This window comes from Nannocystis pusilla, assembly GCF_026626665.1.
Classification (GTDB): Bacteria; Myxococcota_A; Polyangia; order Nannocystales; family Nannocystaceae; genus Nannocystis; species Nannocystis pusilla.
Window position 1 is genome coordinate 6023220 of sequence record NZ_JAPNKE010000002.1, and the last position, 24251, is coordinate 6047470.

Consider the following 24251-nt stretch of genomic DNA (forward strand, 5'->3'; position numbering starts at 1 on the left):
CGCTGCGGGTGAAGGCCATCGCGCCCAGGGTACCCTCGCGACGCCGCGGACGCGACGCCGCGAACGCGCGCCTCCGCGACCTCGCCGCGCGCAAGCGCGCGGCCCTTCAGCCCTCGCGCGGCACGAAGGCCGTGTCGGCCAGGTCGCCTTGCTCGAAGCCGAAGAAGATCCGCATCTGCTTCTCGAGGAAGTCGCGGCCCTCCTTCGACTGCAGGTCGAGGCGGTACGTGTTGATGAACTTCGGCGACTCGCGGATCCACATCTGCCACGCCTGGAGGCTGATGTTGTCGTAGAGCAGCTGGCCGAACTCGTTGGGGAACGGCTTGAACGGCAGGGCCGGCAGGTCCTGGTCGAGCTTCTTGCAGTGGACGATGCGGGGCGTGTTCATGTCGTCTCCGTCAGGGCCTTGCGGACCGTGTCGACCGCGTCGGCGATCTTGATGCGCTCCTGGCGGCGGTCGTCGCGGTAGCGGATCGTGACCGTCTCGTCTTGCAGCGTCTGCGTGTCGACCGTGAGGCAGTAGGGCGTGCCGACCTCGTCGTGGCGGGCGTAGCGGCGGCCGATCGCGTGCTGCTCGTCGTACTTGGCGTTGACGCCGGCGCCGAAGAACGCCTCGACCACCTTGCGCGCCACCTCGGGCATCCCGTCCTTCTTGACCAGCGGCAGCACGCCGACCTTGATCGGCGACAGGCGCGGGTGCAGGCGCAGCACCGTGCGCGCGCCCTTGCCCTCGGCGTCGGCGGGCTCCTCGTCGTAGGCGTCGCACAGCGCGGCCAGGACCCCGCGCGTGGCCCCGGCGGCCGGCTCGACCACGTGCGGCACGTAGTGGCGGCCGGGCTTGCCGGTCTCGGGGTCGACGGCCTCGGGGTCGAAGTAGGTCAGCTTCTTGCCCGAGCCGGCGGCGTGGGCCTTGAGGTCGAAGTCGGTGCGGCTGGCGATGCCCTCGAGCTCGTCCCAGCCCCACGGGAACTTGTACTCGACGTCGTAGCAGCCGTCCGAGTAGTGGGCGAGCTCGTCGTCGTCGTGCTTGCGGAAGCGCAGGTTGTCGACCTTGATGCCGATCGACCTCCACCACTTCATGCGCTCGTTCATCCAGTAATCGAGGTACTTCGGGCCCTCGCCGGGCGGCACGAAGTACTCGCACTCCATCTGCTCGAACTCGCAGGAGCGGAAGATGAAGTGCTCGGCGGTGACCTCGTTGCGGAAGCTCTTGCCCATCTGGGCGATGCCGAACGGGACCTTGAGCGACAGGCTCTGCTGCACGTTCAGGAACTGCACGAACATCGCCTGCGCCGTCTCGGGCCGCAGGTACACCGACGACGCCGCCAGCGCGCCCTCGACCTTCGCGCGCAGCGCCTTGTCGTCGGCGCCCTCGGCCATCGCCTTGCGCACGATGTCGACGACGTCGCCGATCGGGTCGACCGGGCCGAGGCTGGTGCGGAACATCAGGTTGAAGCGGCGCTCGTCGCTCAGGAACGGCGAGCCGCAGTTCGGGCACACGTAGCCGGCCGCCCCGGCCTTGGCCCCGTTCAGCGTGGTGCCGTCGCGCTGCAGCTTGACCCCGGCCTCGGTCAGCTTCTCCTGCGCCGCCTTGGCCCGGCCCTTGTCGCCGAGGGTGATCGGCGCGTCCTCGCCTTCGGCCTTGCGCGGGGCCTTGTCGGCCCGGAAGCGCTCGCCGCAGACCTTGCAGTCGACCAGCGGGTCCGAGAAGTTGGCGAGGTGGCCGCTCGACTGCCACACCTCCGGCCGCATGATGATCGACGCGTCGATGCCGACCACGTCCTCGCGGCTGTGGACCATGAAGCGCCACCACTCGCTCATCAGGTTGCGCTTCAGCTCCGCGCCCATCGGGCCGTAGTCGTAGGCGGAGCGCAGCCCGCCGTAGATCTCGGAGCTCTGGAACACGAAGCCCCGTCGCTTGCAGAGCGACACGATCTTGTCCATCAGGTCCGGTTTCTGGCTGTCTTCCATGGCGGCCGCGAGGTGTAGCACAGGGCTCCGGCCAGGCGCTACGGCCCGCCCGGGACCTCGCCGGGGCTGTCCGCGGCGGCGGCGGCCTGGCGGGCGACCAACCTTGCGTAGACCCCGCCCCGCGCCAGGAGCTCGCCGTGACGCCCGGTCTCGGCGATCCGCCCGTGGTCGAGGACGACGATCCGGTCGGCGTCGCGGATCGTGCTGAGCCGGTGGGCGATGACCAAAGTCGTGCGCCCGCGCTGCAGCACCTCGAGCGCGCCCTGGACCAGGTGCTCGCTCTCGGCGTCGAGCGCCGAGGTCGCCTCGTCAAGGATCAGCACCTTGGGGTCGCGCAGCAGCGCGCGCGATCGACACCCGCTGCCGCTGACCGCCGGACAGCTTCACCCCGCGCTCGCCGACCACCGTGTCGTAGCCCTGCGGGAACTCGCGGATGAACCCGTCGGCGTTGGCCGCCCGCGCCGCCGCCTCGATCTCCGCGTCAGTGGCGTCGAGCCGCCCGTAGCGGATGTTGTCGCGGACAGTCCCGCTGAACAGCACCGGGTCCTGCGAGACCATCGCCATCGACCCGCGCAGGTCCTCCAGCCGCAGCGCCCGCAGGTCGTGGCCGTCGAGCAGGATCGCCCCCGCCGACGGGTCCCAGAAGCGCAGCACCAGCCGGCCCAGCGTCGTCTTGCCCGAGCCCGACGAGCCGACCAGGGCGCACACCTCACCTGGCCGAATGTGCAGGTCGATGTCGCGGACCACGGCGACGTCGCGGTCGCCGTAGGTGAAGGACACGCCGACGAAGCGGATCTCGCCGGCCACCGCGGGGTTCGCCACCGGCGCCGGCGGATCGGCGATGTCGGGCGGGGTGTCGAGGATCTCGAAGATCCGCGCCGTCGCCCCGAAGGTCGACTGCAGCCCGCCGAGCAGCTCGGCCAGCGCGCCGACCGAGCCGGCCACCATCAGCGTGTAGAAGATGAAGCTGGTCAGCTCGGCGGCCGTGATCTCGCCCTCGATGACCATGCTGCCGCCGAGCCAGAACAGCCCCGCGATCGCGGCGAAGGCGAAGAAGCTGATCACCGCCGCGAACCAGCTGCGAGCGATCGCCCGCTTGATGAACAGCCCGAAGGTGTTCTCGATCGCGCCGCCGTAGCGCCGCACCTCGTAGTCCTCGCGCGTGAACGCCTGCACCGTCTCGATCGCCGCCAGGCCCTCCTGCAGCGCCCCGCTCGCGGTCGCCAGCTCGTCCTGGGCCTTGCGGCTGAGCTCGCGGATGATGCGACTCCAGTAGTTGGCGGCGATCATCAGCGCCGGCACCACCGCCAGCATCGCCGCGGTCAGCTTCCAGTTCATCCAAAAGAGCACCGCGATCCCGCCGACCAGCGTCAGCACGTTGCGCAGGAAGATGCTGAGGTCCTGGCCGACGGTGCTCTGCAGGCGCGTGACGTCGTCGGACAGGCGCGACAGCAGCTCGCCGGAGCGCGTGCGGTGGAAGAAGCTCTGCGGCATGACCGCCAGGTGGCGGTAGAGCGCGATCCGCAGGTCCGCGACGACCCGCTCGCCGAGCCAGGTCATCAAGTAGTGGCGGAAGAACACGAACACCGCCTGCGCCAGGAACACCACCAGCAGCAGCACGGTGTTGTCGCCGAGCTCGCGGTACGCCGCGTCGGTGTCGGCCGCGGCCGCGTTGGTGAACGCAGCCTCGGCCAGCGCGCCGAAGTAGTACGGGTACACGAGCCCGAGCCCGGAGGCGATCACGAGGCACACCAGCGCGGCGACGAGCCGGCCGGTGTACGGGCGCGTGTACGAGAAGACCCGCCGCAGACGCTCGACGGGCCTTATCTTCTGTTCGGGGGCGCTCTCGACCGCGCTCACGGGCGGCTGGAGCTCGAGCGCGGGGCGCGGCGGCTGGGCCATGGGGGACCGCAGCCTAACACGTCACGCGCGTGGCCTGACGGTCCCCGCCGGCCCGCGCAGCGGGACGACTCACTGGCGCAGGCGAATCTTGCCGGTGAGGCCGGTCAACGTGATCTCGAGCCCGCCCATGGTCGTCTGCTGGAAGACGATGTGGTCGTCGCTGGCGAAGTCGAGCGTGATCTGCTCGCCCGCGTTGGCGACGTTGATGGTGCCGGCCGGGAACGAGCCCGGCACGTCCTCCAGCGGCGACTCGCCCGGCATCGCCAGCGCCTCGTTCGACGACTCGGTGATGTTGAGGATGCCGTTGACGAGGATGTTGTGGACCATGTCCATCATGCCGGTGAGCGTGCCGGCGTTGTGGTCGGAGACCGTGAACGGGAAGCCGACCGCGAACGGATCGACGCCGGTGATCACGAGCTGCTGGATGACCAGCTTGACCGTGAGGATGAGCGGGATCTCGCACGTCAGCTCGGGGGTGTCGGCGAAGTTGAGCGAGGCCGCGAAGACCTTGGCGGTGCCCTCGTCGTCGAGCGTGACCTGCACGTCGCCGCCCGTCGCCACCAGGCTGACCGGGAACTCGCAGCCGATGCCCATCTTGGCGCTCGCGGTCGAGTCGAGCTTGTTGAACTCGGGCGGGGCGCCGTCGGCGATGGTGAAGGTCAGCGGCGCGTCACACACGTTGCCGACGCTGTTGCCGTCGAAGTCGAGCTGATTCGGGTTGGCGTCGCAGCGACAGTTGTCGTCCTTGTTGGCGATCGTGTCGCCGTCCTCGTCGGCGTCGTCGGCCGGCGCCGCGCAGTCGCCCGGCATCACCCCCGTGGTCGTGCTCGTCGTCGGAGTGGTGGTCTCCGGCTCCCCCGTGGTGGTGGTCGTCGTCTCGTCCGTCGTCGTCGTCGTCGTCGGGTTGTCCGTCGTCGTCGTCGTCGACGTCGGTTCGGTCGACGTCGGCTGGTCCGTCGTGCCCGTCGTCGTGTCCGACGCGGAGGTGTTGCCGTCGTCGCCGCACGCGGCCCCGACGAGGATCAACGAGGAAAGCAAGGAGGTATGCAGACGGGAGAGCATTCCTGCCTTTTATCACAAGCCCGCCGCGCGCGAATTTCTCCAGGGTTCGCCCGGGCCCCCGGCAACCGCTGCGTGGACGAGTTTTCCGGGCCGACTGGCGCCAGGGGCCGCTCGGCCTCGCCGGTCTTCAGGCGGCCGCCGACGTGGATCCACGAGGCATCTCCAGCCGCGCTCCGGGCGAACAGCCCGCGTCGGAGAGACCCTCGGCACCGCGCCGGTGATCGAGCCCGCCATGGCGGACGAGGCGGCCGGGGATACCTCGGGGTCGTCGACCTTCGCGGGCTCGGGCCGACCACTTGCCGTCGGCGCAGTTCGCCTCGACGGCGCGGGCCGCCGATCTCCTTGACCGCACCGCCTCCGGCGGACCGGCTTGCGACAGTCGCGGCTCGTAGCCGCAGCCCGGGTCCGCGGCTGAGCGCGCGAGCTCGTCGACGACGCCGGCGGCGCCGCGCGACGACGGCGCGTGATCGCCTCGCCCGTCGCGTGTCGGAGTGCGACGACGTCGAAGCGAGGGGTGGACTGGTTCGTACGCCTGCTTACATTCGCGACGGGTCGCCGGCGCCGTCGCTGCGACCCGCGCCGACCCGGCAGAAGCGCTTCGCACGGCGCAGCGGGCGGCGCGGCGAGCTTCTTCGGATTGTGGTTCTCCGCTCCCCTGGCTACCGCCGATTCGGTCGCCAGCAACTCGAGTAGCCACCTCTCCTGCCGCTCGTCACAACCCGTGTAATTCAGAACGTTGCCAGTAGCGAAACCTGGCACATGCTTCGCTAGTCGAAGAGTCAAGTAAGGAGCCCTGCCATGGACGCACTCGCTTTTATCGCCCTCTTCGGCCTCATCCTCCCCGCGGTCGCGGCCGCGACCACCGAGGTCCGCGACCGGATCGAGAGCAACCGGCTCCACCGCGAGGTGCTGCGCACCTTCGCGGTCGCGAAGTCCGATTGAGGCCGAGATTTTTTCCACCCGCACGGGTGACTTCGTCCCCCCTGAACGTCCCCGTGCATCACCGACGCCCGCGAGCCCCCGGCTCGCGGGCGTCGCCCTTTAACTTTAATGACTCGACGCCCGCGAGCCAACGGCCCCGCGGGCGTCGCTGTTGGGTCGCTCCGCGTCAGCGGCCTGGCGCGCGGCGACCTCGCGCCGGTTGTCGCCCAGCACCGTCGAGATCGTGCGATCGAGCCACGCGCCGATCGGGCTGTGGACCAGGCGGTCGGCCATTCGCCGGACTTGCGGGACCTGCACGCCGCGCGCGAGCGCCTCGCCGGCCCAGAACTTCGGCAGCATCGACGCCGCCAGGCGCGCCCGGTAGCTCGCGGTCGCCAGCATCGACAGTCCGCGCTCGCTCTGGAAGTGGCGCGAGACCACGTCGGCCGCGATGCAGCCGCTCTCGAGCGCGAAGCCGATGCCCTCGACCGTGCCCGGCGAGACCAGGCGCGCCGCCTCCCCGACCCACATCGCGTGCGCCTCGGCGACCGGCCCGACGCGGTTCGTGATCACTGCCGGGTGACCCATCCACTTGCCGACCTGCTCGGCGTCGCGGAGGCCGTCGCCCCAGTGTTCGTCGAGCAGCTCCTGGAACAGCGCCTTGAGGCGGCCGGCCTCGGGCGCGTTCTCCGGGATCGTCAGGCCGATGTTCACCACCTCGCCGGGTTCGGGGAACATCCACGCGTAATAGCCGGACAGCCGGCGGTCCCACACCATGTGCGCAGTGCGACCATTGTAGGGCGTCCCGCGCCACCAGCCCATGATCGTGCGGATCGTCGTCTTCGGCAGCTCGTCGCGCGAGAACCGCGACGGCGAGCCGTCGGCGCAGATCACCAGGTCCGCCTCGATGTCGCCGCTCTCGGCCTTGACCCCGCGGACCTGGCCGGCCGGGTCGCGCAGCAGCTCGAGCACCTTGGTGCCCTCGCGCAGCTCGGCGCCGTGCTCCACCGCCGCGCGCACGATGCCGTGGTCGAGTTCGACGCGCGGCACCACCCACGCCTCGATCCCCGCGTGCAGGCTCTGCTCGCCGCCCTCCGGCCCGCGCACCAGCATCGTGTCGATCACCCCGTGCTGCGGCGCGAACCGCTCGCGCAGACCCAGCTTGACCAGCACGTCGAGCGCGTGCGGCGACAGCCCGCTGCCGCACACCTTGACGCGCGGGTACTGCGACTTGTCGAGCACGAGCACCTCGAAGGCGCCCGTGCGCGCGAGCGACAGAGAACAGGCGCCTCCCGCAGGACCGGCGCCGACGACGATGACTCTTGGTTTTCGCATATGCATGGACCCTAATCCAATGCAGCGCACGATGGGCGGCCACTCGCTGCGTCGAATGCGATCGACGTCACAGCAACGAGTCGTCAATCGATTGTCAGATCGGGGCGACGACGTGCCCCGGTCGCAACTCCCGGGTCGCGTGACCCCGGGGATCGCCGCGGCAAATCAGCCCTGCGTATCGAGGCCCAGCGTCGGGGGCCCGCCGGGCGCCGCTTCGGGAGAATCGGGAGCCACTAGAGCGTCACGCACCCAACTGCCGACATCGCCGGGATTTACGGGTGGCAGTCCGCGGCGCGCCGCATGCAAGCACAGGGACAGCTCGGTGAGGTCGACGAACCGCTCGGCAGGTTGCTTGGCCATGCTGCGGCGGAGCAGTTCGGGCAGCGGGCTCGGCAATGCCATGAGCTCGGGGTCCTCGGGCAGCGGCATGCGGCGGATGTTCTCCATCGTCGCCAGCGGCCCGGGCCCGTCGAACGGTCGCCGGCCCAGCAGCAGCTCATGGAGCGTCACCCCCAGCGCGAACTGGTCCGAGGCCGCGGTGACGGCCTCGCCGGCGACCTGCTCGGGCGACATGTACGCGAACTTGCCCTTCACCATTCGCCCCCAGGTGATGTCACGCAGCGCCGTCGCCTTGGCGATCCCGAAGTCGGCCAGCTTGATGTCACCTGTCCTCGAGACCAGGATGTTGCCCGGGCTCACGTCGCGGTGCACGAGCCCCAGCGGCCGACCGAGCTCGTCGGTCAGCGCGTGGACGTAGGCCAGCGCGTGCGCCACCTGCTCGGCCAGCCACAGCGCCAGCCCCAGCGGCAGCGGCCGGCGGGCCAGCAGGGCCGCCAGGTCGGCGCCGTCGACGTAGTCCATGACCACGAAGTAGGCCCCGAAGTGCAGCCCGAGATCGTGGACGTGCACCAGGCCCGGGTGGCTGAAGCGCGCCCCCATCTTCGCCTCCGCGATCAGCAGGCGCTCGATCTCCGCGCGGCCGCGGTGCTCCGGGCGCAGCAGCTTGAGCGCCACCTGCTTCTCGAACCCGCTCGCCCCGTAGCGCAGCCCGAGCAGCACCTCCGCCATCCCGCCGCGGCCGATCCGGCGCACGACGCGATACGGCCCGAGGGTCGCGGGGAGCGGTTCGCTCACGAGGGGCCAGATTACGCGATGTCGCGCGCCCTGTCTCCTCGTCCGCCGGCCGCGCTTTCCCGCCGGGGGCCGCTATGCTGCCGCGGTGAGCTCGACCGTCGCCACCGTCGCCCTCGGCCACCCCGACTTCCCGGCCGCCGACGCTCGCCCCGCGCGCTGTCAGGTGGTCGTCGTCGAGGGCCCGGACATGGGCCGCGCCGCCGCGATCGCCGGCGCCCCGATCGTCGTCGGCACCGACCCGGCCTGCGACCTCGTGCTGCGCGACCCCCGGGTGTCGCGCAGGCACCTGCGCATCGAGACAGGTCCCGAAGGACAGTTCGTACTCGCCGACCTCGGCAGCAAGAACGGCACCCTCTACCAGGGCGCCGCCGTCGGCCAGCTCAGCGTGCCGGCCGGGGCCGTCCTGCGGCTCGGCCACACGACCCTGCGGATCCAGCCGGAGCCGGCGGCGCTGGCGATCGAGCCCAGCCGCAGCCGCCGCTTCGGCGACCTGGTCGGCGAGAGCCTCGTCATGCGCGAGGTGTTCGCCGTGCTCGAGCTGGCCGCCGCCAGCGACGTGTCGATCCTCCTCGAGGGCGAGACCGGCACCGGCAAGGAGGTCGCGGCGCGGGCGATCCACGGCGCCAGCGGCCGCGCCCGCGCCCCCTTCGTCGCCCTCGACTGCGGCGCCCTGCCCGAGTCGCTCGTCGAGAGCGAGCTGTTCGGCCACGTCAAGGGTGCCTTCACCGGGGCGATGCAGGCCCGCCGGGGCGCCTTCGCCCGCGCCCACGGCGGCACCCTCTTCCTCGACGAGCTCGACAGCTTGCCGCTGGCCCTGCAATCGCGCCTGTTGCGGGCGCTCGAGGCCCGCACCGTGCGTCCCGTCGGCGGCGACGACGAGGTCGCGGTCGACGTCCGGGTCGTCGCCGCCAGCCAGCGCGAGCTCGCCGCCGCGGTGGCCGCGGGCGCGTTTCGCCCCGACCTTTATTATCGCCTCAGCGTCCTCCGCGTCGCCCTCCCGCCGCTGCGCGCCCGTCGCGAGGACCTCGCCGTCACCGCCCGCGCCCTGCTGGCCGCGCGCGGCTTCGAGGCCGGCGACATCGACGGCCCCGGCCTCGCCCGCCTCGCCGCCCACGACTGGCCGGGCAACGTCCGCGAGCTGCGCAACGCCCTCGATCGCGCCCTCGCCCTCTCCCCCGCCGCCCGCCGCTTCGCCGACCTGCGCCTGGATGTCCCCGGGGACAGCCAGGCCCAGGACGAGCTGAGCGTCCGCGCCGACCTGCCCTACGCCGAGGCCAAGCAGCGCCTGCTGCACACCTTCGAACGCAGCTACCTGCGCGACCTCCTGGCCCGCAGCGACGGCAACATCTCCGCCGCCGCCCGCACCGCCGGGGTCGATCGCAAGCACCTGCGCACCCTCCTGCGCAAGCACGGCCTCGTGCCCGACGGCAGCAGCGACGAATAGGACATGTCCTCATGAACATGCCCGATCGGACATATCCCATCGGACACGCTCGATCAGACATACCGCGAGCCGAGCGACTGCCGCCGCTCGGCGCGAGCCGAGCGGCAGACGGCCGGAGCAGCGCCCGCCCCCGCTCGAGCGCGTCGGCTCGTCTCCGTTCGCGCGAACACCTCGTCACTCGGTCATCGCGATCACGATCGCCGTGATGTTGTCGCGCGACCCGGCCAGGAACGCCTCGTGGACCAACCGCTCGCACACCTCCTCGACCGGCCCGGCCGCCAGCAGCGTGGCGATCGCCTCCGGCGCGAGCGGCCCGGTCAGCCCGTCGGTGCACAGCAGCAGGCGATCGCCGGCGCGCAGCTCGACGCGGTGCATCTCCGGCCGCTCCTCCTCGTGGGGCCCCAGCGCCCGCGTGATCACGTTCGCGTAGCCGAACTCCGCCAGCGGCGGCAGCGCGACCCCGCCCTCGCGCAGCTGCTCGTACAGCGAGTGATCGCGCGTCAGCTGCACGAGCGCCGGGCCGCCTGTCTCTTCGCGCAGGCGGTACACCCGGCTGTCGCCGAGGTGGGCCACGATCGCCGAGCTCCCCAGCAGCGACACCAGGGCGATCGTCGATCCCATGTCGCGCAGCGAGCCCTGGCGGCCCGCGCAGACCCGCCGGTTCGCCAGGCGGATCGCCGCGTCGACCCGGTTCTCCGCCAGGCTCAGCGACGGGTCCAGCCCGTAAGGCCAGGTCGCCTCGGTGTCGGCCGCCACGTGCTGAAAAAATTCCGCCAGCGATTCGACCGCCAACCGGCTCGCCACTTCACCGCCCGCGTAGCCGCCCATGCCGTCGGCGACCGCGAACACGCCCTCCACCGGGTCGAGCAGATACGAGTCCTCATTGTGTTTACGGCGGCCGACGAACGTGTGCGCGCTGGCGACGAAGGCATGCATGCCCTCCCTCTTCCAAGTCGCGCGCCGCGGCCAACCCCGCGAAAGTCCGCGCCCGCCTGGTGACCGACCACCCCACCCCGCGCGCCCCTGCCCAGGAAAGGTGGAGACTCGCCACCTCAGCGCGGAGGACGCAGCGCCGCGCAACCCGTCGACGAACGCTCACGCCCCAGGAGCCCTGGACCACCGCCGCCGCGGACGCCTCGCTCTCGTCGTCGCCGGCGCGCCTGTACGCCGCGATCGCCGCCCTCCTCATGCCGTTCCCGAGTCGATCCGGCGCACCCGCCCGCGCGATGCCACGGCGCTGCAGCGACATCGACCGGGGCACGAGGGGGCGCACCGTCCTTTCATAAGCGACGCCCCGATCCAGCACAGTCACGACCACGCCTCGCGCACCGCGGGACATGGACGTCCGCGGACTCTCGCAGGGCCGCCGACTCGCGTGTGACGGCCCCGTCGCGAGGACGCGGACCGCCGATGTTATCTTCGCACCCCGTGGCTCCACCTCGCATCGTCCTCGCCGCTGCGTCCCTCGTGCTCGCCTGCAACGACGCCGGCCCCGCCGATACGTCTGCGAGCAGCACCACCGGCGACGCGACCACCACGACCTCGGTCGGCACCACCTCCACCACAATTACCACCACCGGACCCGTCACCACCGGCGCGCCGCTCACCACCGGCGACAGCGACGGCGGCACCAGCACCACGACCACCGGCGACCTCACCACCTCGTCCTCGACCACCGACGACACCACCACCGGCGGCCTCGCGCGCTGCCCTCAGGTCGCAGCGCCGGCGCAGCTCGCCATCGTCGCCGACGACCAGATCCACGAGACCTCCGGCCTCGTCGCCAGCCGCAGCCAGCCCGGCGTGTTCTGGCTGCACAACGACTCCGGCGACGGCGCGCGCTTCTTCGCGGTCGACGAAGGCGGCGCGCGCCTCGGCACCTTCGAGGTCGAGGACGCGCTGGCGATCGACTGGGAGGACATGTCCTCCGGGCCAGGTCCAACCGCGGGCGAATGGTTGTACTTCGGCGACATCGGCGACAACCCCGAGGTGCGGCCCTGGATCACCGTCTACCGCGTCCCCGAGCCCGACGCCGCGGCCGCCGGCGGCGCGACGGTCACCGTCGAGGGCGTCGAGGCGATCGAGCTGGTCTACCCCGACGAGCCGCACAACGCCGAGACCCTGATGATCGACCCGCAGACCGGCGACCTCGTGATCGTGGCCAAGGGCGATCCCACCCGGATCTTCCGCCTCCCCGGCCCGGTCGCCGCGGGCGGCCCGTACACCCTCGAGGAGGTCGCGCCGATCCAGTTCCCGGCGATCGTCGCCACCGGCGGCGACATCTCGCCCGCCGGCGACTTCATCGCCGTCCGCACCTATTTTCAGGCGTTCCTGTGGCTGCGCCCGCCCGGCGCCAGCGTCGCCGACGCCTTCGCCGGCGAGCCTTGCACGATCCCCCTCGCCCTCGAGGCCCAGGGCGAGACCCTCGCCGTCGCCCCCGACGCCTCCGGCTACTACACCATGAGCGAGGGCGACGCCGTCCCGCTGTGGTGGTACTACTTCGAGTAGCGCCTCCTCTGATGCCCTTCAGGACATGCTCTCATGCACATGTCCTGAAGTGCATACCACTGGCGCGCCGCTCTCGCTCATTCGCGCGACAGCACGAAGATGCGATCGACGCAGTGCTCCCCGCGCCAGATCGTCTCGACCGCCGCCTCCTCTCGCCACCCCAATCGCCGCACCAGCGCCAGCGAGCGCGTGTTGCGGTCGTCGACCGTCGCCTGGATTCGCCGCACTCCCAGCTGCGAGGACGCGTAATCGCAGACCGCGCGGACCGCCTCGCTGGCCAGGCCGCGGCCTTGCTGGCGCGTCATCAGCGTGTAACCGATGTCGGCGGTGGTCGGCTCGCCCGCGATCAGGCGCAGGCCGACGTCCCCGATCAATGTCCCTTCGGACAGCAGCGCCAACGCGAATTGATACCACACGCCCGGCACCCCCGGCCGGCCCGCGCGCAGCCCGGCGATGAACTCCCGCGCCCCGGCCTCGTCGAATTCCGTCCAGCCCTGATAGCGCGCCACCTCCGGGTCCGCGCGGTACGCCGCCAGGATCGCCGCGTCCTCCTCGCGGAACCGGCGGATCTGCAGGCGCGCCGTGGTCATGAAGCAATCTGTCTCTTCAGACATGTTCATCCCCCGCCGCGAAGAACAGCCCCGCGCCGCGGAACAGCCGCTGCGCCTCGTCGGTCGCGCACACCTGGCGCGCGCTCGCCTCGTCGACCGGCGCCGGCAGCCGCGCGTCGCGGCCGATCGCCAGCAGCGCCCCGTCGAACGCCCCCGACAGGCGAGCCGCCGCCACGCAGTGGTCGCCGCGCAGCAGCGTCGCCAGCCGCGTCACGCTCGCCGTGTCGGTCCGCCAACCGTCCAGTTGCGTGCCAAGCCGCGCCCGCAGCTCCGGCGTGAACTGCTCCGGCGTCACCCCGCGCTTTTGCCAGAGCCGCACGATCGTCTGCGCCCCGGGCAACGTCGGCGGCTGCGACGGTTCGCCCAGCCACGCCAGCGCGGCCAGCAATTCGTGGAGCGACGCCCCGGCAGGGTCGAGCACGATCGCCAGGCCGCCGCGGACCAGCTCCGCCGCCAGCGCGAGGCGGAACCGCCGCTCGCGCGCGGCCTGGCGCTCGATCGCCGGGTAGACCACGAGCGCCGGCTCGCGCTCGTTGCGGATCGCCACGCCCCCCTCGGGCCCGCCGCGGCCGACGCGGACCGGTAGCCGCAGCCCCGTGGCCGCGCGCAACCATGCGACCTCCGGCTCGACGATCGCCTGCACCCGCAGCGCCTCCGACAGATCCACCAGCGTCAGCTCGCGGGCCGCGCGGATCCCCGCGGTCGCGGTCACGAGCGCGCGCAAGCAGCCACGAATCGCCTCGCGCGGCTCGCCGCCCTCCTCGCCCACGCCCCACGCCTCGGCCTCGCGGTGAACCGCTCGCCGCTCGTCCGCAGCCTCGCTCGCGCCCGACGCCGCCCGCTCGACCCTGACGCCGTCGCCGTCGTCCTGCCCCGGCGACACCGCGCCCGACCCCTCCCGCTCGACCCTGACGCCGTCGCCCTCGTCTTGCCCCGGCGACACCGCGCTCGCGCTCGCCCGCTCCGCCCCCGCGATCTCGCCGTCGTCGGCCTGCGGAGCTTCGTCGCCGCGCTCCGGCGCGCCCGCGAGCCGCCTCGCCCCTTCAGCCTCCACCCGGCACCCCGGCAGCAGGAAGCCCGCCACCTGCCGCAGCGCTCGCGCCCGCGAGCCATCACCTGTCTCTTCGACCATCTGCGCCAGCGCCAGCATCGCCCCCGCGTCGAGCGAGCGAGCCGCGCGCGCCTGCAGCTCCGTGCGTACGCGCCTGCGATCGGCGCGCCCGATCTGCGCCGTGATCGCCTCGCCCAGCCGCGTCAGCCGCTCCTCGCGCGCCAGTCGCAGCGCCGCCTCCACGATCTCGCCAGCCGCCCGCTCGGCCTCCGCGACGTCGCGTCCGCAGCGGCGACCTGCCGCCGCCACCCGCGCGTGCAGCTCCGCCGCCTCGCCCCAGGCCCGCTCGCACTGCGCCTCCGCGGCCAGCGCCGCGCTCACCGCCGCCTCGACCTGCTCGCCCGCCGCCTGCGGATCGCCGGCCCGCGCGATCGCCAGCGCTCGCCAGCCCTCCGCCTGCGCCGCCGGTCCTCCGCTCCAGGACATGTCCTCGAGGACAGCCCGAGCCCGCCCCCCGGCGCCGAGCTGCTCCGCCTCGACCAGCGCCCGCGCCACCCGCCGGCGCTGCCGCACCGCTGGCGGGCCGGGCACCCGCTCCAGCGCCGCCAGCCCGCGGACCACCCCCTCCGGCTCGCCCGCCCGCGCCTGCGCCACGACGACCCGCCACCACGCCTCCGGGTCGTCGGGCGCCGCCGCCAGCCACGCGCGCACCGCCGCGGCCGCCCCCGCGCGGTCGCGGAAGCGCAGCAGCTCGGCCTGCACCTGCGCCAGCGCCCGCGTCAGCCGGCGCGCCCCGGGTGCGTCGGCGCCGGCGCGTAGCTCAGGGCGGTCAGCGCCGCCGCGCGGTCGCCGGCCCGCAGCGCCGCTCGCAGCTCGGCCAGCGGGTCCTCGGGCCCATCGGACATGTCCTCGAAAACATGCCCCTTCGGGCCTGTCTGTTCCGACATGCCCTCTCGCGCATGCCCTTCGGGACCTGTCCCATGCGTCACGTCCGCGAGCACGATCCGCAGCCCGCGGCCCTCGCCGCGCACCCGCGCCACCTGCAGCCCGCGCGTGCGCGGCGGGACCGCCCCGTCCGCGCGGAACGCCCGCCGCACCAGCCACTCGGGCCTCACCCGCAGCGTCGCCCCGTCCAGCCGCACCGCCCCCTCGCGCCCGCGCGCGAGCCCGCGCGCCGCCGCCAGCCACACTGCCGCGGCCGACGGCGCCAGCGGCCCCGTCGCCCACACCCGGCGGGCGCGCACCGCGACCTCTCCGTCCTCCACCGCCACGCCGAGCTCGATCTGCGCCAGCGCCGGCCAGCCGTCGTCGCGCGGCCCGGTCAGCGTCAGCACCACCGACTCGCCGGCCGCGTCGACCATCACCTGACCGATGGGCCAGGTCCCGATCGTCCCCCCGCACAGCGCCCGCGCCGCGCCCTCGAGCGCCTCCGCGCTCACCTCGAGGCGGGCCTCGAGCGCGCGCCAGGAGCCCTCGCGCAGCGCCGCGGTGGAGCGCGGCCGGTCCTCGCCGACCGGCTCGGCCACCAGGACCGCCAGGCGCAGCCCCGGCGCCAGGTCGGCCGGGCCGGCGTGCAGCCGGACCCGCGGGCCGCCTGGCCCCTGGGCCAGCTCGAGGCGGAGGCCGAGGCCGCTCGCCTGTCCGTCACGACCGGTCGCCGACGCCATGGCCGTTGCGACCTGTCCCTTCAGCCAGCTAGCGGCCGCCGCCGCCCGTCAGGGCCGCCAGGTTGAGCATGCCGCCGCGGTTGCCGACGCGGTCGCACATCACGTACGGCCGCAGCACCCGGTTGCCCTTCTCGTCGAAGGCCTCCTTGGTGTCGTAGGTCATCATCCGCGACACGCGGTCGGCGTAGGGGACGATGTCGCCGCGGGCCTTGTCGCCGAGGCACGTGTGATAGGCGTAGCGGGCCGTGACCTTGGCCGCCTTGGCCTCGGACAGCTCGCGGTACAGCCCCGCGCGGGCGGCCGCGAAGCCCTCGTCCGTCGCCGTCTCCTTGCGCTCGACGGACGCGAGGATGAAGCCGTCGGGCGTCTCGAACACCTGGTCGATGAACTCGGCCTTCGGGTCGGCGGCCCACGCGGCCTTGGTGATCTCGGGGTTCACGCCGAGGCCGGGGATCGGCTTCTCCTTGCTGAACAGGCCGGTGACGCGCAGCTCGGGCTTGTCGTCGCCCGGCTTCGGCGCCTTGGGCGGGTCGGTGGGGATCTCGAGCTGGTCGATGCCGCCGGCCGCCGGCCCGCCGAGCGCGTCGGGCGAGCGGAACAGCTGCTGCATCGTCGACCCGTCCTTGAGCGCCTGCAGCGCCTCGGCCGCGGCCTGCTTCGCCAGCGCCTTGCCGCGCTCGCGCATCAGCGCCTCCTCGGCGAGGTCGAGGATCGCCTCGTCCTGCGGCACGTCGCCCTCGCGCTGGCCCTCGACCTTGACGATGTAGAACGCCTCGTCGCTCTCGACCACGTCGGAGCGCGCGCCGACCTCGAGCTTGCGCGCCGCCTCGTCGACCGCCGGATCGAGCCCGGTGCCGGTGCCCTCGAGCGTCACCCACCCGTAGTCGCCGCCGCGGCGGCCGTGTCGGCGTCCTCGGAGGTCGCCCGCGCCACCGCGCGGAAGTCCTCGCCCGCCTGCAGCTTGGCCAGCGCCGCGTCGATCTTCGCCCGCGTCGCCGCCAGGTCGGCCGCGTACTTCTCCTGCGTCGCCTTGTCGGCGTCGACCGCCGGCGGCTGCGGCTTCTCGACTTCGATGAAGCGCAGCCGGATCTGCTTCGGCAGCTTGAGGAAGCGCGTGCCCTGCGACTCGAACTGCTTGACCAGCTCGTCCTTGTGCTCGGCCACGTACTTGTCGAGGTCCGCGCGCGACGAGTCGACCAGGTCGGCGAAGCGCCCGGCCTCGAAGCGGGCGTAGCGCAGCGACAGCTGGTTCTGCCGCTGGTCGTAGGCGCTCCGGACCTCGGCCTCGGACACCGTGATCACGCTCGCCAGCACGTCGCGCACCGTGCGGGCCAGCACCTCTTCGCGCTGGTACTCGAGGTAGCGGCGCTCGCCGACGCCGAAGCGCGGCAGCCAGTTGCGCTCGAACGCGGCGTAGTTGAAAGCCTGACCGGCCAGCCAGTCCCACGTCTTGCCGAGCACGATCATGTGGCCGTCGGCCGTGAGATCTTCGGCGTCGCGGAGGTCGGCCACCAGGCCCATGCGGCGGCCCAGCTCGCCGAGCACGCGGCGCTCCACGATCGCGTCGAGCACCTCCTCACGCAGACCGAGCATCTCCTGCATCTTCGGGTCCTCGGGGATCCGGGTGGTCAGCGAGATGGCGCGGAACTCGTACTGGAAGTCCTCGTCCACCACGTTGGAGCCGTAGGTCTTGGCCAGCGGCTCGAGCCCGCAGGTGATCGCGTCGCTCGGCAGGCCGAAGCTGAGCCCGAAGGCGAGCGCCAGCATCCCGAGCAGGAGCCATGCGCCGATGGTCTTCATCGTGGTGCCGCGGGGGGCCGCGTCCGTCTCGTCCGTCATGTCCCGGCGAAGCTAGCGGTAAGACGGCCCCCGGGAAACTCCGGGCCGCCTGCGGGCCCGCGGAATACGCCGGCCTGGTGCCGCGTTGGCCGCCGCGGAGCCGGCGCTCCGCGCTCCTGGGCCCGAAGCCGGCGAGCGGCCGCCTATTGTGAGAAAAGCCGCAAGCCTCCCGCACAACGCCGCTGACTTGCCGTCGACTGCTTCGGCGGGTACACCCGAACGCCGCGCGCAGCATGCTCTTTGACTGGGTATACGGCCTGTTCTCCAACGACATGGCCATCGACCTCGGGACCGCCACCACCCTGACGTACGTCAAGGGCAGGGGGATCGTCGCCCACGAGCCCAGCGTGGTCGCCGTGCAGAAGAAGGGCAGCACCAAGCGGGTCGTCGCCGTCGGCAAGGAGGCCAAGGAGATGCTGGGGCGCACGCCCGGCAGCATCACCGCCATCCGACCGATGAAGGACGGCGTCATCGCCGACTTCGAGGTCACCGAGGCGATGATGCGGCACTTCATCAACCGGGCCCACAACCGCCAGACCCTGGTCAAGCCGCGGATCGTCATCTGCGTGCCCTCGGGCATCACCGAGGTCGAGAAGCGGGCGGTCAAGGACTCGGCCCTGGCGGCCGGGGCGCGCGAGGTCTTCCTCATCGAGGAGCCGATGGCCGCGGCGATCGGCGCCGGCCTGCCGATCACCGAGCCGGGCGGCAACATGGTGGTCGACATCGGCGGCGGCACGGCCGAGGTCGCGGTGATCTCCCTCGCCGGGATCGTCGCCTGCAAGAGCATCCGCGTCGGCGGCGACAAGATCGACGAGGCGATCGTCCAGCACGTCAAGCGCAAGTACAACCTCTTGATCGGCGAGCGCACCGCGGAGCGCATCAAGATCCAGATCGGCACCGCCGCCCCGACCCGCAACTTCATGACGATGGAGGTCAAGGGCCGCGACCTGGTCGGCGGGATCCCCAAGACCATCGTCGTCGACAGCGAGGAGATCCGCGAGGCCGTGAGCGAGCCGGTCGCGGCGATCGTCGAGGCCGTGCGCCTGGTGCTCGAGGCCGCCCCGCCCGAGCTGTGCGCCGACATCGTCGACAAGGGCATCGTCCTCACCGGCGGCGGCTCGCAGCTGCGCAACCTCGACGTCCTCCTGTCCGACGAGACAGGCCTGCCGTGCTTCGTGTGCGACGAGCCCGAGTTCGCGGTCGTCCTCGGCACCGGCGCGGTCCTCGACGAGCTCGACCTCCTCCGCGAGGTCGCGCTCCAGTAAGGAGCCCCGGAGGATGGCCGGCCTCCGCAGCGCCAAGAACGCGGTCCTGGTCGCGATCCTGCTCGGGATCCCGGCGCTCCTGCTGCGCTCGAGCCTGCAGGACCCGCGCGCCCTGGGCGGCTTCGACCGCATGGTCGTCAAGGTCGGCGCCCCGCTCGAGGCCGGGATCAGCTACGCCGCCGGCAACGCCGGCCGATTCTTCGAGCGCTGGCTGCTGCAGGCCCGCCTGCAGGACGACAACGAGGCGCTGGCCGCCGAGAACCGCAAGCTCCGGCTCGACCTGCGCGGCCTGCAGCAGGTGGAGGAAGAGAACCGCGAGCTGCGGCGTTCGCTGCAGATGCGCGACAAGGTCGCCGAGGACATGATCGCCGCCGAGGTCGCGGGGGTCGAGCAGTCGCCGTTCTTCCGCGTCGTCAAGCTGCGGCTCGACCGCGGCGACCGCGTGGTCCGCCCCGGCATGGCCGTGATCGCCGACGCCGGCGTGGTCGGTCGCGTCGACCGCGCCGCCGACGACCACAGCGAGGTCATGCTGATCACCGACCCGCGCAGCAAGGTGGCGGTGGAGATCGCCAGCACCCGCGCGCCCGGCATCCTCGAGGGCATCGGCGAGGACCGCTGCGTCGTCCACGTCGCCGCCGACCTCGGCGTCAACGTCGGCGACCTGGTCCAGACCTCCGGCGTCGACGAGCTGTTCCCCCGCGGCCAGCCGGTCGGCCAGGTCATCCGCGTCGACGACGTCGTCGGCGCCCAGCAGCGCGTCCACGTCGTGCCCGCCGTCCGCTTCGACCGCCTCGACATGGTGTGGGTGGTGCTCGCCAGCGCCCCCGCCCCCGACCCCGAGAACCCCAACAAGTCCCCCGCCGCCGCCTACGGCCTCGGACCGCTGCAGTAGCTCACCTGTCCCGAAGTCCATGTCAGCCCCGACCCCCACCGCCCGCCCGCGCCAAACATGTCCTCAAGGACATGTCTCTTCGGGCAGACGAGGCCCCGCGACCCACGGTCCATGCGTCCCCTGATCTACATCGCCCTCGGCTGGCTGCTCCTGGCCGCCGTCGGCGCCCTCGGGCAGACGTTCGGGCTCACCGTCATGCTGCCGGCCACCTCGGCCGCCCTCGTCGCCCACGTCGTGTTCGGGCGCGAGCTGTCGCTGCCGAGCGGCCTCGCGGTCGCGGTCACCCTCGGTTACCTCGAGGACATGGCCCAGGGGACACCCATCGGCCTGCTGTCGCTGGCCTACGGCCTGTCGTGCTGCGCCCTCGTGTGGTCGAGCCGGCGGCTCGCCGTCGAGGGCCCGATCGCGCGCGCCCTCGCGGCCGGGGTGGCCGCCGCCCTGATTGACCTCGTCACCTTCGCCCTCCTCTTCGGCGCCCGCCGCCGCCTCGGCGTCGAGACCGAGGCCCTGCTCGCCGGCCTGCTGCAGGCCCGCTGGCACGCGCTCGCCACCGTGCTCGCCGCCCCCGGCGTGTACGTCCTCGCCGAGCTGGCCCTCGGCGCCTGGGACCGCGCCTTCGGCCGCCGCCCGCGCCCGGCCCGCCGCTCGCCGCTGCAGACCCGCAACGCCGGCCCGCCGCTCGAGGAGTCGGACCCGTCCGATTGGACATGAACCAATGGACATGACCTCATGACCAGCTTACGCGAGCCCGACGACCTGCGCGCCCTGCGGCCCCGGCTGCAGGCGATGGTGCTCGTGGTCCTGCTCGCGCTGATGGTCCTGCTCGGGCGCCTGTGCCAGCTGCAGGTGCTCGAGGGCGAGCACTACGTGCGCCGGGCCGAGCGCAACTTCATCGACACCATCGAGGCCCCGGCGCTGCGCGGGCGGATCTTCGACGCCCAGGGCCGGCCGCTGGCCAGCAATCGCCCGGCCTACACCCTCTACGTCACCGCCCGCCCGCGCGTCGTCGTCGAGACCGACGACCCGGGCGCGCGCTCGCAGACCGGCTCGCGCGTGCCGCTGTCCGACGCCCAGATCGACGCGCTCGCCGACCTGGTCGACTTCGTCGACGCCGCCGACCGCGAGCAGTTCACCGCCGCGATCGTGCGCCGGCGCGACCGCGACGAGGGCATCTATCCGTTCGCCGTGCGCGGCAACCTGACCTGGCAGGAGTTCGCGCGGATCCAGACCCGCAAGGACGCCCTCGGCGACTGGCTCGAGATCCGCGAGTCCGCGCGCCGCTTCTACCCCGCCGGCGAGCTCACCGCCTTCGTCACCGGCTACGTCGGCGAGATCACCCCCGAGGGCCTCGCCAACTCCGCCGGCTCGTACCGCCCCGGCGACCGCGTCGGCAAGACCGGCATGGAGCGGCAGTGGGAGAACTACCTGCGCGGCCGCCCCGGCAAGCGCTCGCGCGTCGTCGACGTCCACCACCACCCGGTCAAGGATCCGCCGCGCGACGCCCTCGCCGCGCTGCCGCCGGACGAGGACCCGATCCCCGGCCAGGACGTCTACCTCACCCTCGACCTCGACCTGCAGCGCGTCGCCGCCGAGGCGTTCGCCGACAAGCCCGCCGGGGCGCTCGTCGCCATCGAGCCCGACACCGGCCGGATCGTCGCCATGCTCAGCGTCCCGGCGATCGACCCCAACCGCTGGCAGCAGCCGATCGGCCGCGACCAGTACAAGGCGTGGTCCGAGAGCCTGCTCAAGCCCTTCATCGACCGCACCGTCCAGGAGCACTACTTCCCCGGCTCGACCTACAAGGTCGTGTCGGCCCTGGCCGCGCTCGACGACCCGACCTTCGACCCCGAGAAGACGATCACCTGCGACGGCTACGTCAACTACGGCGGCCGTCGATTCAAGTGCACGCACAAGCACGGCCCGGTCAACCTCGAGCAGGCGATCGTGCAGTCGTGCAACGTCTACTTCTACACCCTGGCGATCGACACGGTCCTCAGCCTCGAGCGCATGGAGCTGTTCGCGCGCCGGCTCGGCCTCGGCGAGCGCACCGGCATCGGCATCAACAGCGAGGCCAAGGGCCGCATCCCGACCGAGGCCTTCGAGGCGCGCGAGGGCACCTACCAGCGCGGCGTCCGCCTCAACAGCGCGATCGGCCAGGGCAACGTGACCGCCACCGTCCTGCAGGTCGCCGTGCTGTACGCCGCGATCGCCAACGGCGGCCGCGTCATGACCCCGTACATCGTCGACCGCATCGAGACCCCCGACCGCCGGCTCGTGCTGCAGAACAAGCCGCAGGTGCGCCGCGACCTCGAGCCGGTCCTGCCCGCCGACCGCGACCGGATCCACGCCGGCCTCACCGGCGTCGTCAACAACGAGCTCGGCACCGCCTACAGCGAGCGGCTCGGCAGCGTCGTCGTCGCCGGCAAGACCGGCACCGCCCAGGTCGGCGCCCTCGACAAGAAGAACAAGAACCCCAAGCCCGGCCCGATCCCCGGCTTCGACTTCACCCAGGACCACGCCTGGTTCGCCGCCTACGCCCCCGCCGACGCGCCCAAGATCGTCGTCGTCGCCTTCGTCGAGCACGGCGGCGTCGGTGCCGACGCGGCCGCGCCGATCGTCATGAAGGTCATCGAGAGCTACCTCGGCAGCCGCTCCGAGACCCCCAGCCGCGCCGCCCCGGCGGCGTCCCCCCGCCGCTGCCCGGCCGGCGCGACAAGCAAGAGGTCCTCGGCGACAGCGGCCCCGCGCCCGATCGCACCGTCGCCCTCACCGGCGCCCGCCTGCCCGGCGACCGCCCGCTCGGCCCCCCGCCGCCCAAGTCCGAAGAGACAGGTCCTTCCGGACATGTCGCCAAGACCAGCCCGCCCGCGGGCCCGAGCCGCCCCGGCGGCAAGAAGAAGGCCGACAAGCCGGCGAGCAAGAAGCACGCCGCCAAGAAGAAGCCCGCCGCGAAGGAGGTCCTGCCGTGACAGGCCGTCGCCGCCGGTTCATCGCGCCCGCCCTGCTCGCCCAGGAGGTCTCGCCGTGACGTCGATCGGTCGCCGCCGTTTCATCGCGCCCGCCCTGCTCGCCCGGGAGGTCCTGCCGTGACGTCGATCGGTCGCCCGCGCTCGCTGCTCCGGCGGATCGTGCAGAACATCGACTGGGTGATCGTCACCCTGGTCGCCGGCATCATCGCGCTCGCGCTGATCAACCTCAACAGCGCCGGCACCGGCGACTGGAGCGGCAAGATCCAGGTCCAGATGCGCTGGCTCGGCCTCGGCACGATCGCCGCCGTGATCGTCGCCTCGCTCGACTACCGCGTCCTGCACCGCATGGCCTACGCCGCCTATCTCGGCGGCCTCGGCCTGCTCGGGCTGGTGCCGCTGATCGGCGTCATGCGCAACGACGCCCGCCGCTGGCTCGAGCTCGGCGACTACCAGTTCCAGCCCTCGGAGCTGATGAAGATCCTGCTGATCGCCGCGCTCGCGCGCTACCTCAGCGACCGGCCGAGCAAGGCGCCGCGCAAGGTCCGGCACCTCATCGTCCCGTTCATCATGTTCCTCGTGCCGGTCGCGCTGATCGTCAACCAGCCCGACCTGAGCACCGGCATCATCTGCAGCCTGGTCGCGCTGACGATCCTCGCGCTCACCGAGCTCAGCCTCAAGAGCATCCTCGCCCTGATGACCACGGGCGTCACCCTGTTCATGCTCGGCTGGGCCTTCTTCATGCACAAGTACCAGCGCTCGCGCATCGACGTGTGGCTGAACCCCGAGGCCTACGCCGACAACGAGGGCTACCAGACCATCCAGGCCATGATCGGCGTCGGCAACGGCGGCTTCTTCGGCCGCGGCGTCCGCCAGGGCACCCAGAACACCCTCGACTTCCTGCCCTACGGCGACACCGACTTCCCGTTCGCCGTCTACGCCGAGGAGTGGGGCTTCCTCGGCGCCGCCATGGTCCTGATCATGTTCGCCGCCCTGGTCCTGTGGGGCCTCGGCCTCGCCTCCCAGGCCCGCGACCGCTTCGGCGCCCTGCTGTGCGTCGGCGTCTCGTCGCTGTTCTTCTTCCACGTCTGCATCAACGTGGGCATGGTCCTCCAGCTCCTCCCCGTCACCGGCATCACGATCCCCTTCTTCAGCGTCGGCGGCTCCAACGCCCTGGCGATGATGCTCGGCATCGGCATCCTGCTCAGCGTCAGCCGCTCGCGCCACCAGCGAGGCTGACGAGATCACCGGCCCGCGCGAGTACACTTCGCTCGCCGCGAGCGCCTCGCACGCTCGCTGCGATCGGCGTCCGCGAGCCCGCTTCGGCTCGCTCACCGCGAGCGAACCTCTTCGCCCCGCGCTAGTACTGCCGCTCGGAAGTCCTTCGGGGGTTGTCGGCGCCGGACGACCTCGTTGCCGAGTCCCTGTCCTGTATTCATGTTCAGCGATCACGAACACAACGGGCTCGGCTCGCTCGCATGGATGGTTCGCTGCAGCAGGCAGGGCCGGCCCGGGCCCTGGATGCCGACACACCCTCCTGCTACGCCTCGAACATGCAGCTCCCGCTCGCCCAGCTCCTCCGAGCCTACATTCGCGCTTCTCGGCCCGACCTGACGTATCGCTCATCGACGCCGCGTTCGCTCCCCCGCTCACCGCCGAGGAGCGGGCCGGTCTCCCGCTGCC

General features: G+C 72.3%; 21 protein-coding genes. 8 read left to right on the plus strand and 13 right to left on the minus strand.

Going from position 1 to position 24251, the window contains the following annotated elements; translation table 11 throughout:
• Positions 1–106: 106 nt before the first annotated feature.
• From OV079_RS26615 to OV079_RS26635, 5 genes are all read right to left on the minus strand, one after another.
• Complete coding sequence (locus OV079_RS26615; RefSeq protein ID WP_267771728.1) at positions 107–388, minus strand: oxidative damage protection protein; 282 nt, start codon at positions 386–388, stop codon at positions 107–109.
• On the minus strand, positions 385–1971 hold the full coding sequence (locus OV079_RS26620) for a glycine--tRNA ligase (protein WP_267771729.1): 1587 nt from the start codon (positions 1969–1971) through the stop codon (positions 385–387). The genes OV079_RS26615 and OV079_RS26620 overlap by 4 nt, the downstream gene beginning before the upstream one ends.
• A gap of 38 nt (positions 1972–2009) precedes the next feature.
• Positions 2010–2294, minus strand: a complete 285-nt coding sequence (locus tag OV079_RS26625; RefSeq protein ID WP_267771730.1) for a hypothetical protein — start codon at positions 2292–2294, stop codon at positions 2010–2012.
• Positions 2281–3873, minus strand: coding sequence for an ABC transporter ATP-binding protein (locus OV079_RS26630; protein WP_267771731.1), 1593 nt, complete (start codon positions 3871–3873; stop codon positions 2281–2283). The genes OV079_RS26625 and OV079_RS26630 overlap by 14 nt, the downstream gene beginning before the upstream one ends.
• A 69-nt stretch (positions 3874–3942) precedes the next feature.
• Positions 3943–4899, minus strand: a complete 957-nt coding sequence (locus OV079_RS26635) for a hypothetical protein (RefSeq protein WP_267771732.1) — start codon at positions 4897–4899, stop codon at positions 3943–3945.
• Between the two features lie 834 nt (positions 4900–5733).
• On the opposite strand from OV079_RS26635, the gene OV079_RS26640 reads away from it, so the two are divergent.
• The gene (locus OV079_RS26640) at positions 5734–5877 is read left to right on the plus strand and encodes a hypothetical protein (RefSeq protein ID WP_267771733.1); all 144 of its coding nucleotides are present in this window, start codon (positions 5734–5736) and stop codon (positions 5875–5877) included.
• A 105-nt stretch (positions 5878–5982) separates the two neighbouring features.
• On the opposite strand, the gene OV079_RS26645 is transcribed toward OV079_RS26640, so the two are convergent.
• Together OV079_RS26645 and OV079_RS26650 are read right to left on the minus strand one after the other, a co-directional pair.
• On the minus strand, positions 5983–7197 hold the full coding sequence (locus tag OV079_RS26645; RefSeq protein ID WP_338088938.1) for an NAD(P)/FAD-dependent oxidoreductase: 1215 nt from the start codon (positions 7195–7197) through the stop codon (positions 5983–5985).
• 159 nt (positions 7198–7356) lie between these two features.
• Positions 7357–8325, minus strand: coding sequence for a serine/threonine-protein kinase (locus OV079_RS26650; RefSeq protein WP_267771735.1), 969 nt, complete (start codon positions 8323–8325; stop codon positions 7357–7359).
• Positions 8326–8410: 85 nt separating this feature from the next.
• Here OV079_RS26650 and OV079_RS26655 point away from each other — a divergent pair, with 85 nt between their 5' ends.
• The gene (locus OV079_RS26655; RefSeq protein ID WP_267771736.1) at positions 8411–9769 is read left to right on the plus strand and encodes a sigma 54-interacting transcriptional regulator; all 1359 of its coding nucleotides are present in this window, start codon (positions 8411–8413) and stop codon (positions 9767–9769) included.
• Between the two features lie 174 nt (positions 9770–9943).
• On the opposite strand, the gene OV079_RS26660 is transcribed toward OV079_RS26655, so the two are convergent.
• A complete protein-coding gene (locus tag OV079_RS26660; RefSeq protein ID WP_267771737.1) occupies positions 9944–10705 on the minus strand; it encodes a PP2C family protein-serine/threonine phosphatase in 762 nt (253 codons plus the stop codon).
• A gap of 492 nt (positions 10706–11197) precedes the next feature.
• On the opposite strand from OV079_RS26660, the gene OV079_RS26665 reads away from it, so the two are divergent.
• The gene (locus OV079_RS26665) at positions 11198–12277 is read left to right on the plus strand and encodes a hypothetical protein (RefSeq protein WP_267771738.1); all 1080 of its coding nucleotides are present in this window, start codon (positions 11198–11200) and stop codon (positions 12275–12277) included.
• Between the two features lie 77 nt (positions 12278–12354).
• Here the strand turns inward: OV079_RS26665 and OV079_RS26670 are convergent, their stop codons facing one another.
• Genes OV079_RS26670 through OV079_RS26690 form a run of 5 tightly spaced genes read right to left on the minus strand, consistent with a single transcriptional unit; the run spans position 12355 to position 17445 of the window.
• The gene (locus tag OV079_RS26670; RefSeq protein WP_267771740.1) at positions 12355–12891 is read right to left on the minus strand and encodes a GNAT family N-acetyltransferase; all 537 of its coding nucleotides are present in this window, start codon (positions 12889–12891) and stop codon (positions 12355–12357) included.
• Positions 12884–14701, minus strand: a complete 1818-nt coding sequence (locus OV079_RS26675; protein ID WP_267771742.1) for a hypothetical protein — start codon at positions 14699–14701, stop codon at positions 12884–12886. Before OV079_RS26675 ends, OV079_RS26670 begins: the two co-directional genes overlap by 8 nt.
• Before the next feature lie 17 nt (positions 14702–14718).
• Positions 14719–15606 (minus strand): serine/threonine-protein kinase, encoded by an 888-nt coding sequence (locus OV079_RS26680; protein WP_267771743.1) that lies wholly within the window; start codon positions 15604–15606, stop codon positions 14719–14721.
• A gap of 28 nt (positions 15607–15634) precedes the next feature.
• Positions 15635–16480, minus strand: coding sequence for a peptidylprolyl isomerase (locus tag OV079_RS26685; RefSeq protein ID WP_267771744.1), 846 nt, complete (start codon positions 16478–16480; stop codon positions 15635–15637).
• Positions 16477–17445: a peptidylprolyl isomerase gene (locus OV079_RS26690; protein WP_267771745.1), complete on the minus strand. Its 969-nt coding sequence runs from the start codon at positions 17443–17445 to the stop codon at positions 16477–16479. The genes OV079_RS26685 and OV079_RS26690 overlap by 4 nt, the downstream gene beginning before the upstream one ends.
• Before the next feature lie 233 nt (positions 17446–17678).
• Between OV079_RS26690 and OV079_RS26695 the strand changes: the two genes are divergently transcribed.
• From OV079_RS26695 to rodA, 5 genes are all read left to right on the plus strand, one after another.
• Positions 17679–18710, plus strand: coding sequence for a rod shape-determining protein (locus tag OV079_RS26695; RefSeq protein WP_267710220.1), 1032 nt, complete (start codon positions 17679–17681; stop codon positions 18708–18710).
• A 13-nt stretch (positions 18711–18723) separates the two neighbouring features.
• On the plus strand, positions 18724–19602 hold the full coding sequence (gene mreC, locus OV079_RS26700; protein WP_267771746.1) for a rod shape-determining protein MreC: 879 nt from the start codon (positions 18724–18726) through the stop codon (positions 19600–19602).
• Between the two features lie 111 nt (positions 19603–19713).
• Complete coding sequence (locus OV079_RS26705) at positions 19714–20313, plus strand: hypothetical protein (RefSeq protein WP_267771747.1); 600 nt, start codon at positions 19714–19716, stop codon at positions 20311–20313.
• Between the two features lie 18 nt (positions 20314–20331).
• Positions 20332–22692: a penicillin-binding protein 2 gene (gene mrdA / locus OV079_RS26710; RefSeq protein WP_267771749.1), complete on the plus strand. Its 2361-nt coding sequence runs from the start codon at positions 20332–20334 to the stop codon at positions 22690–22692.
• Entirely contained in the window at positions 22689–23807 is a 1119-nt protein-coding gene (gene rodA / locus OV079_RS26715; RefSeq protein WP_267771750.1) for a rod shape-determining protein RodA, read from the plus strand. Before mrdA ends, rodA begins: the two co-directional genes overlap by 4 nt.
• Positions 23808–24251: the final 444 nt, after the last annotated feature.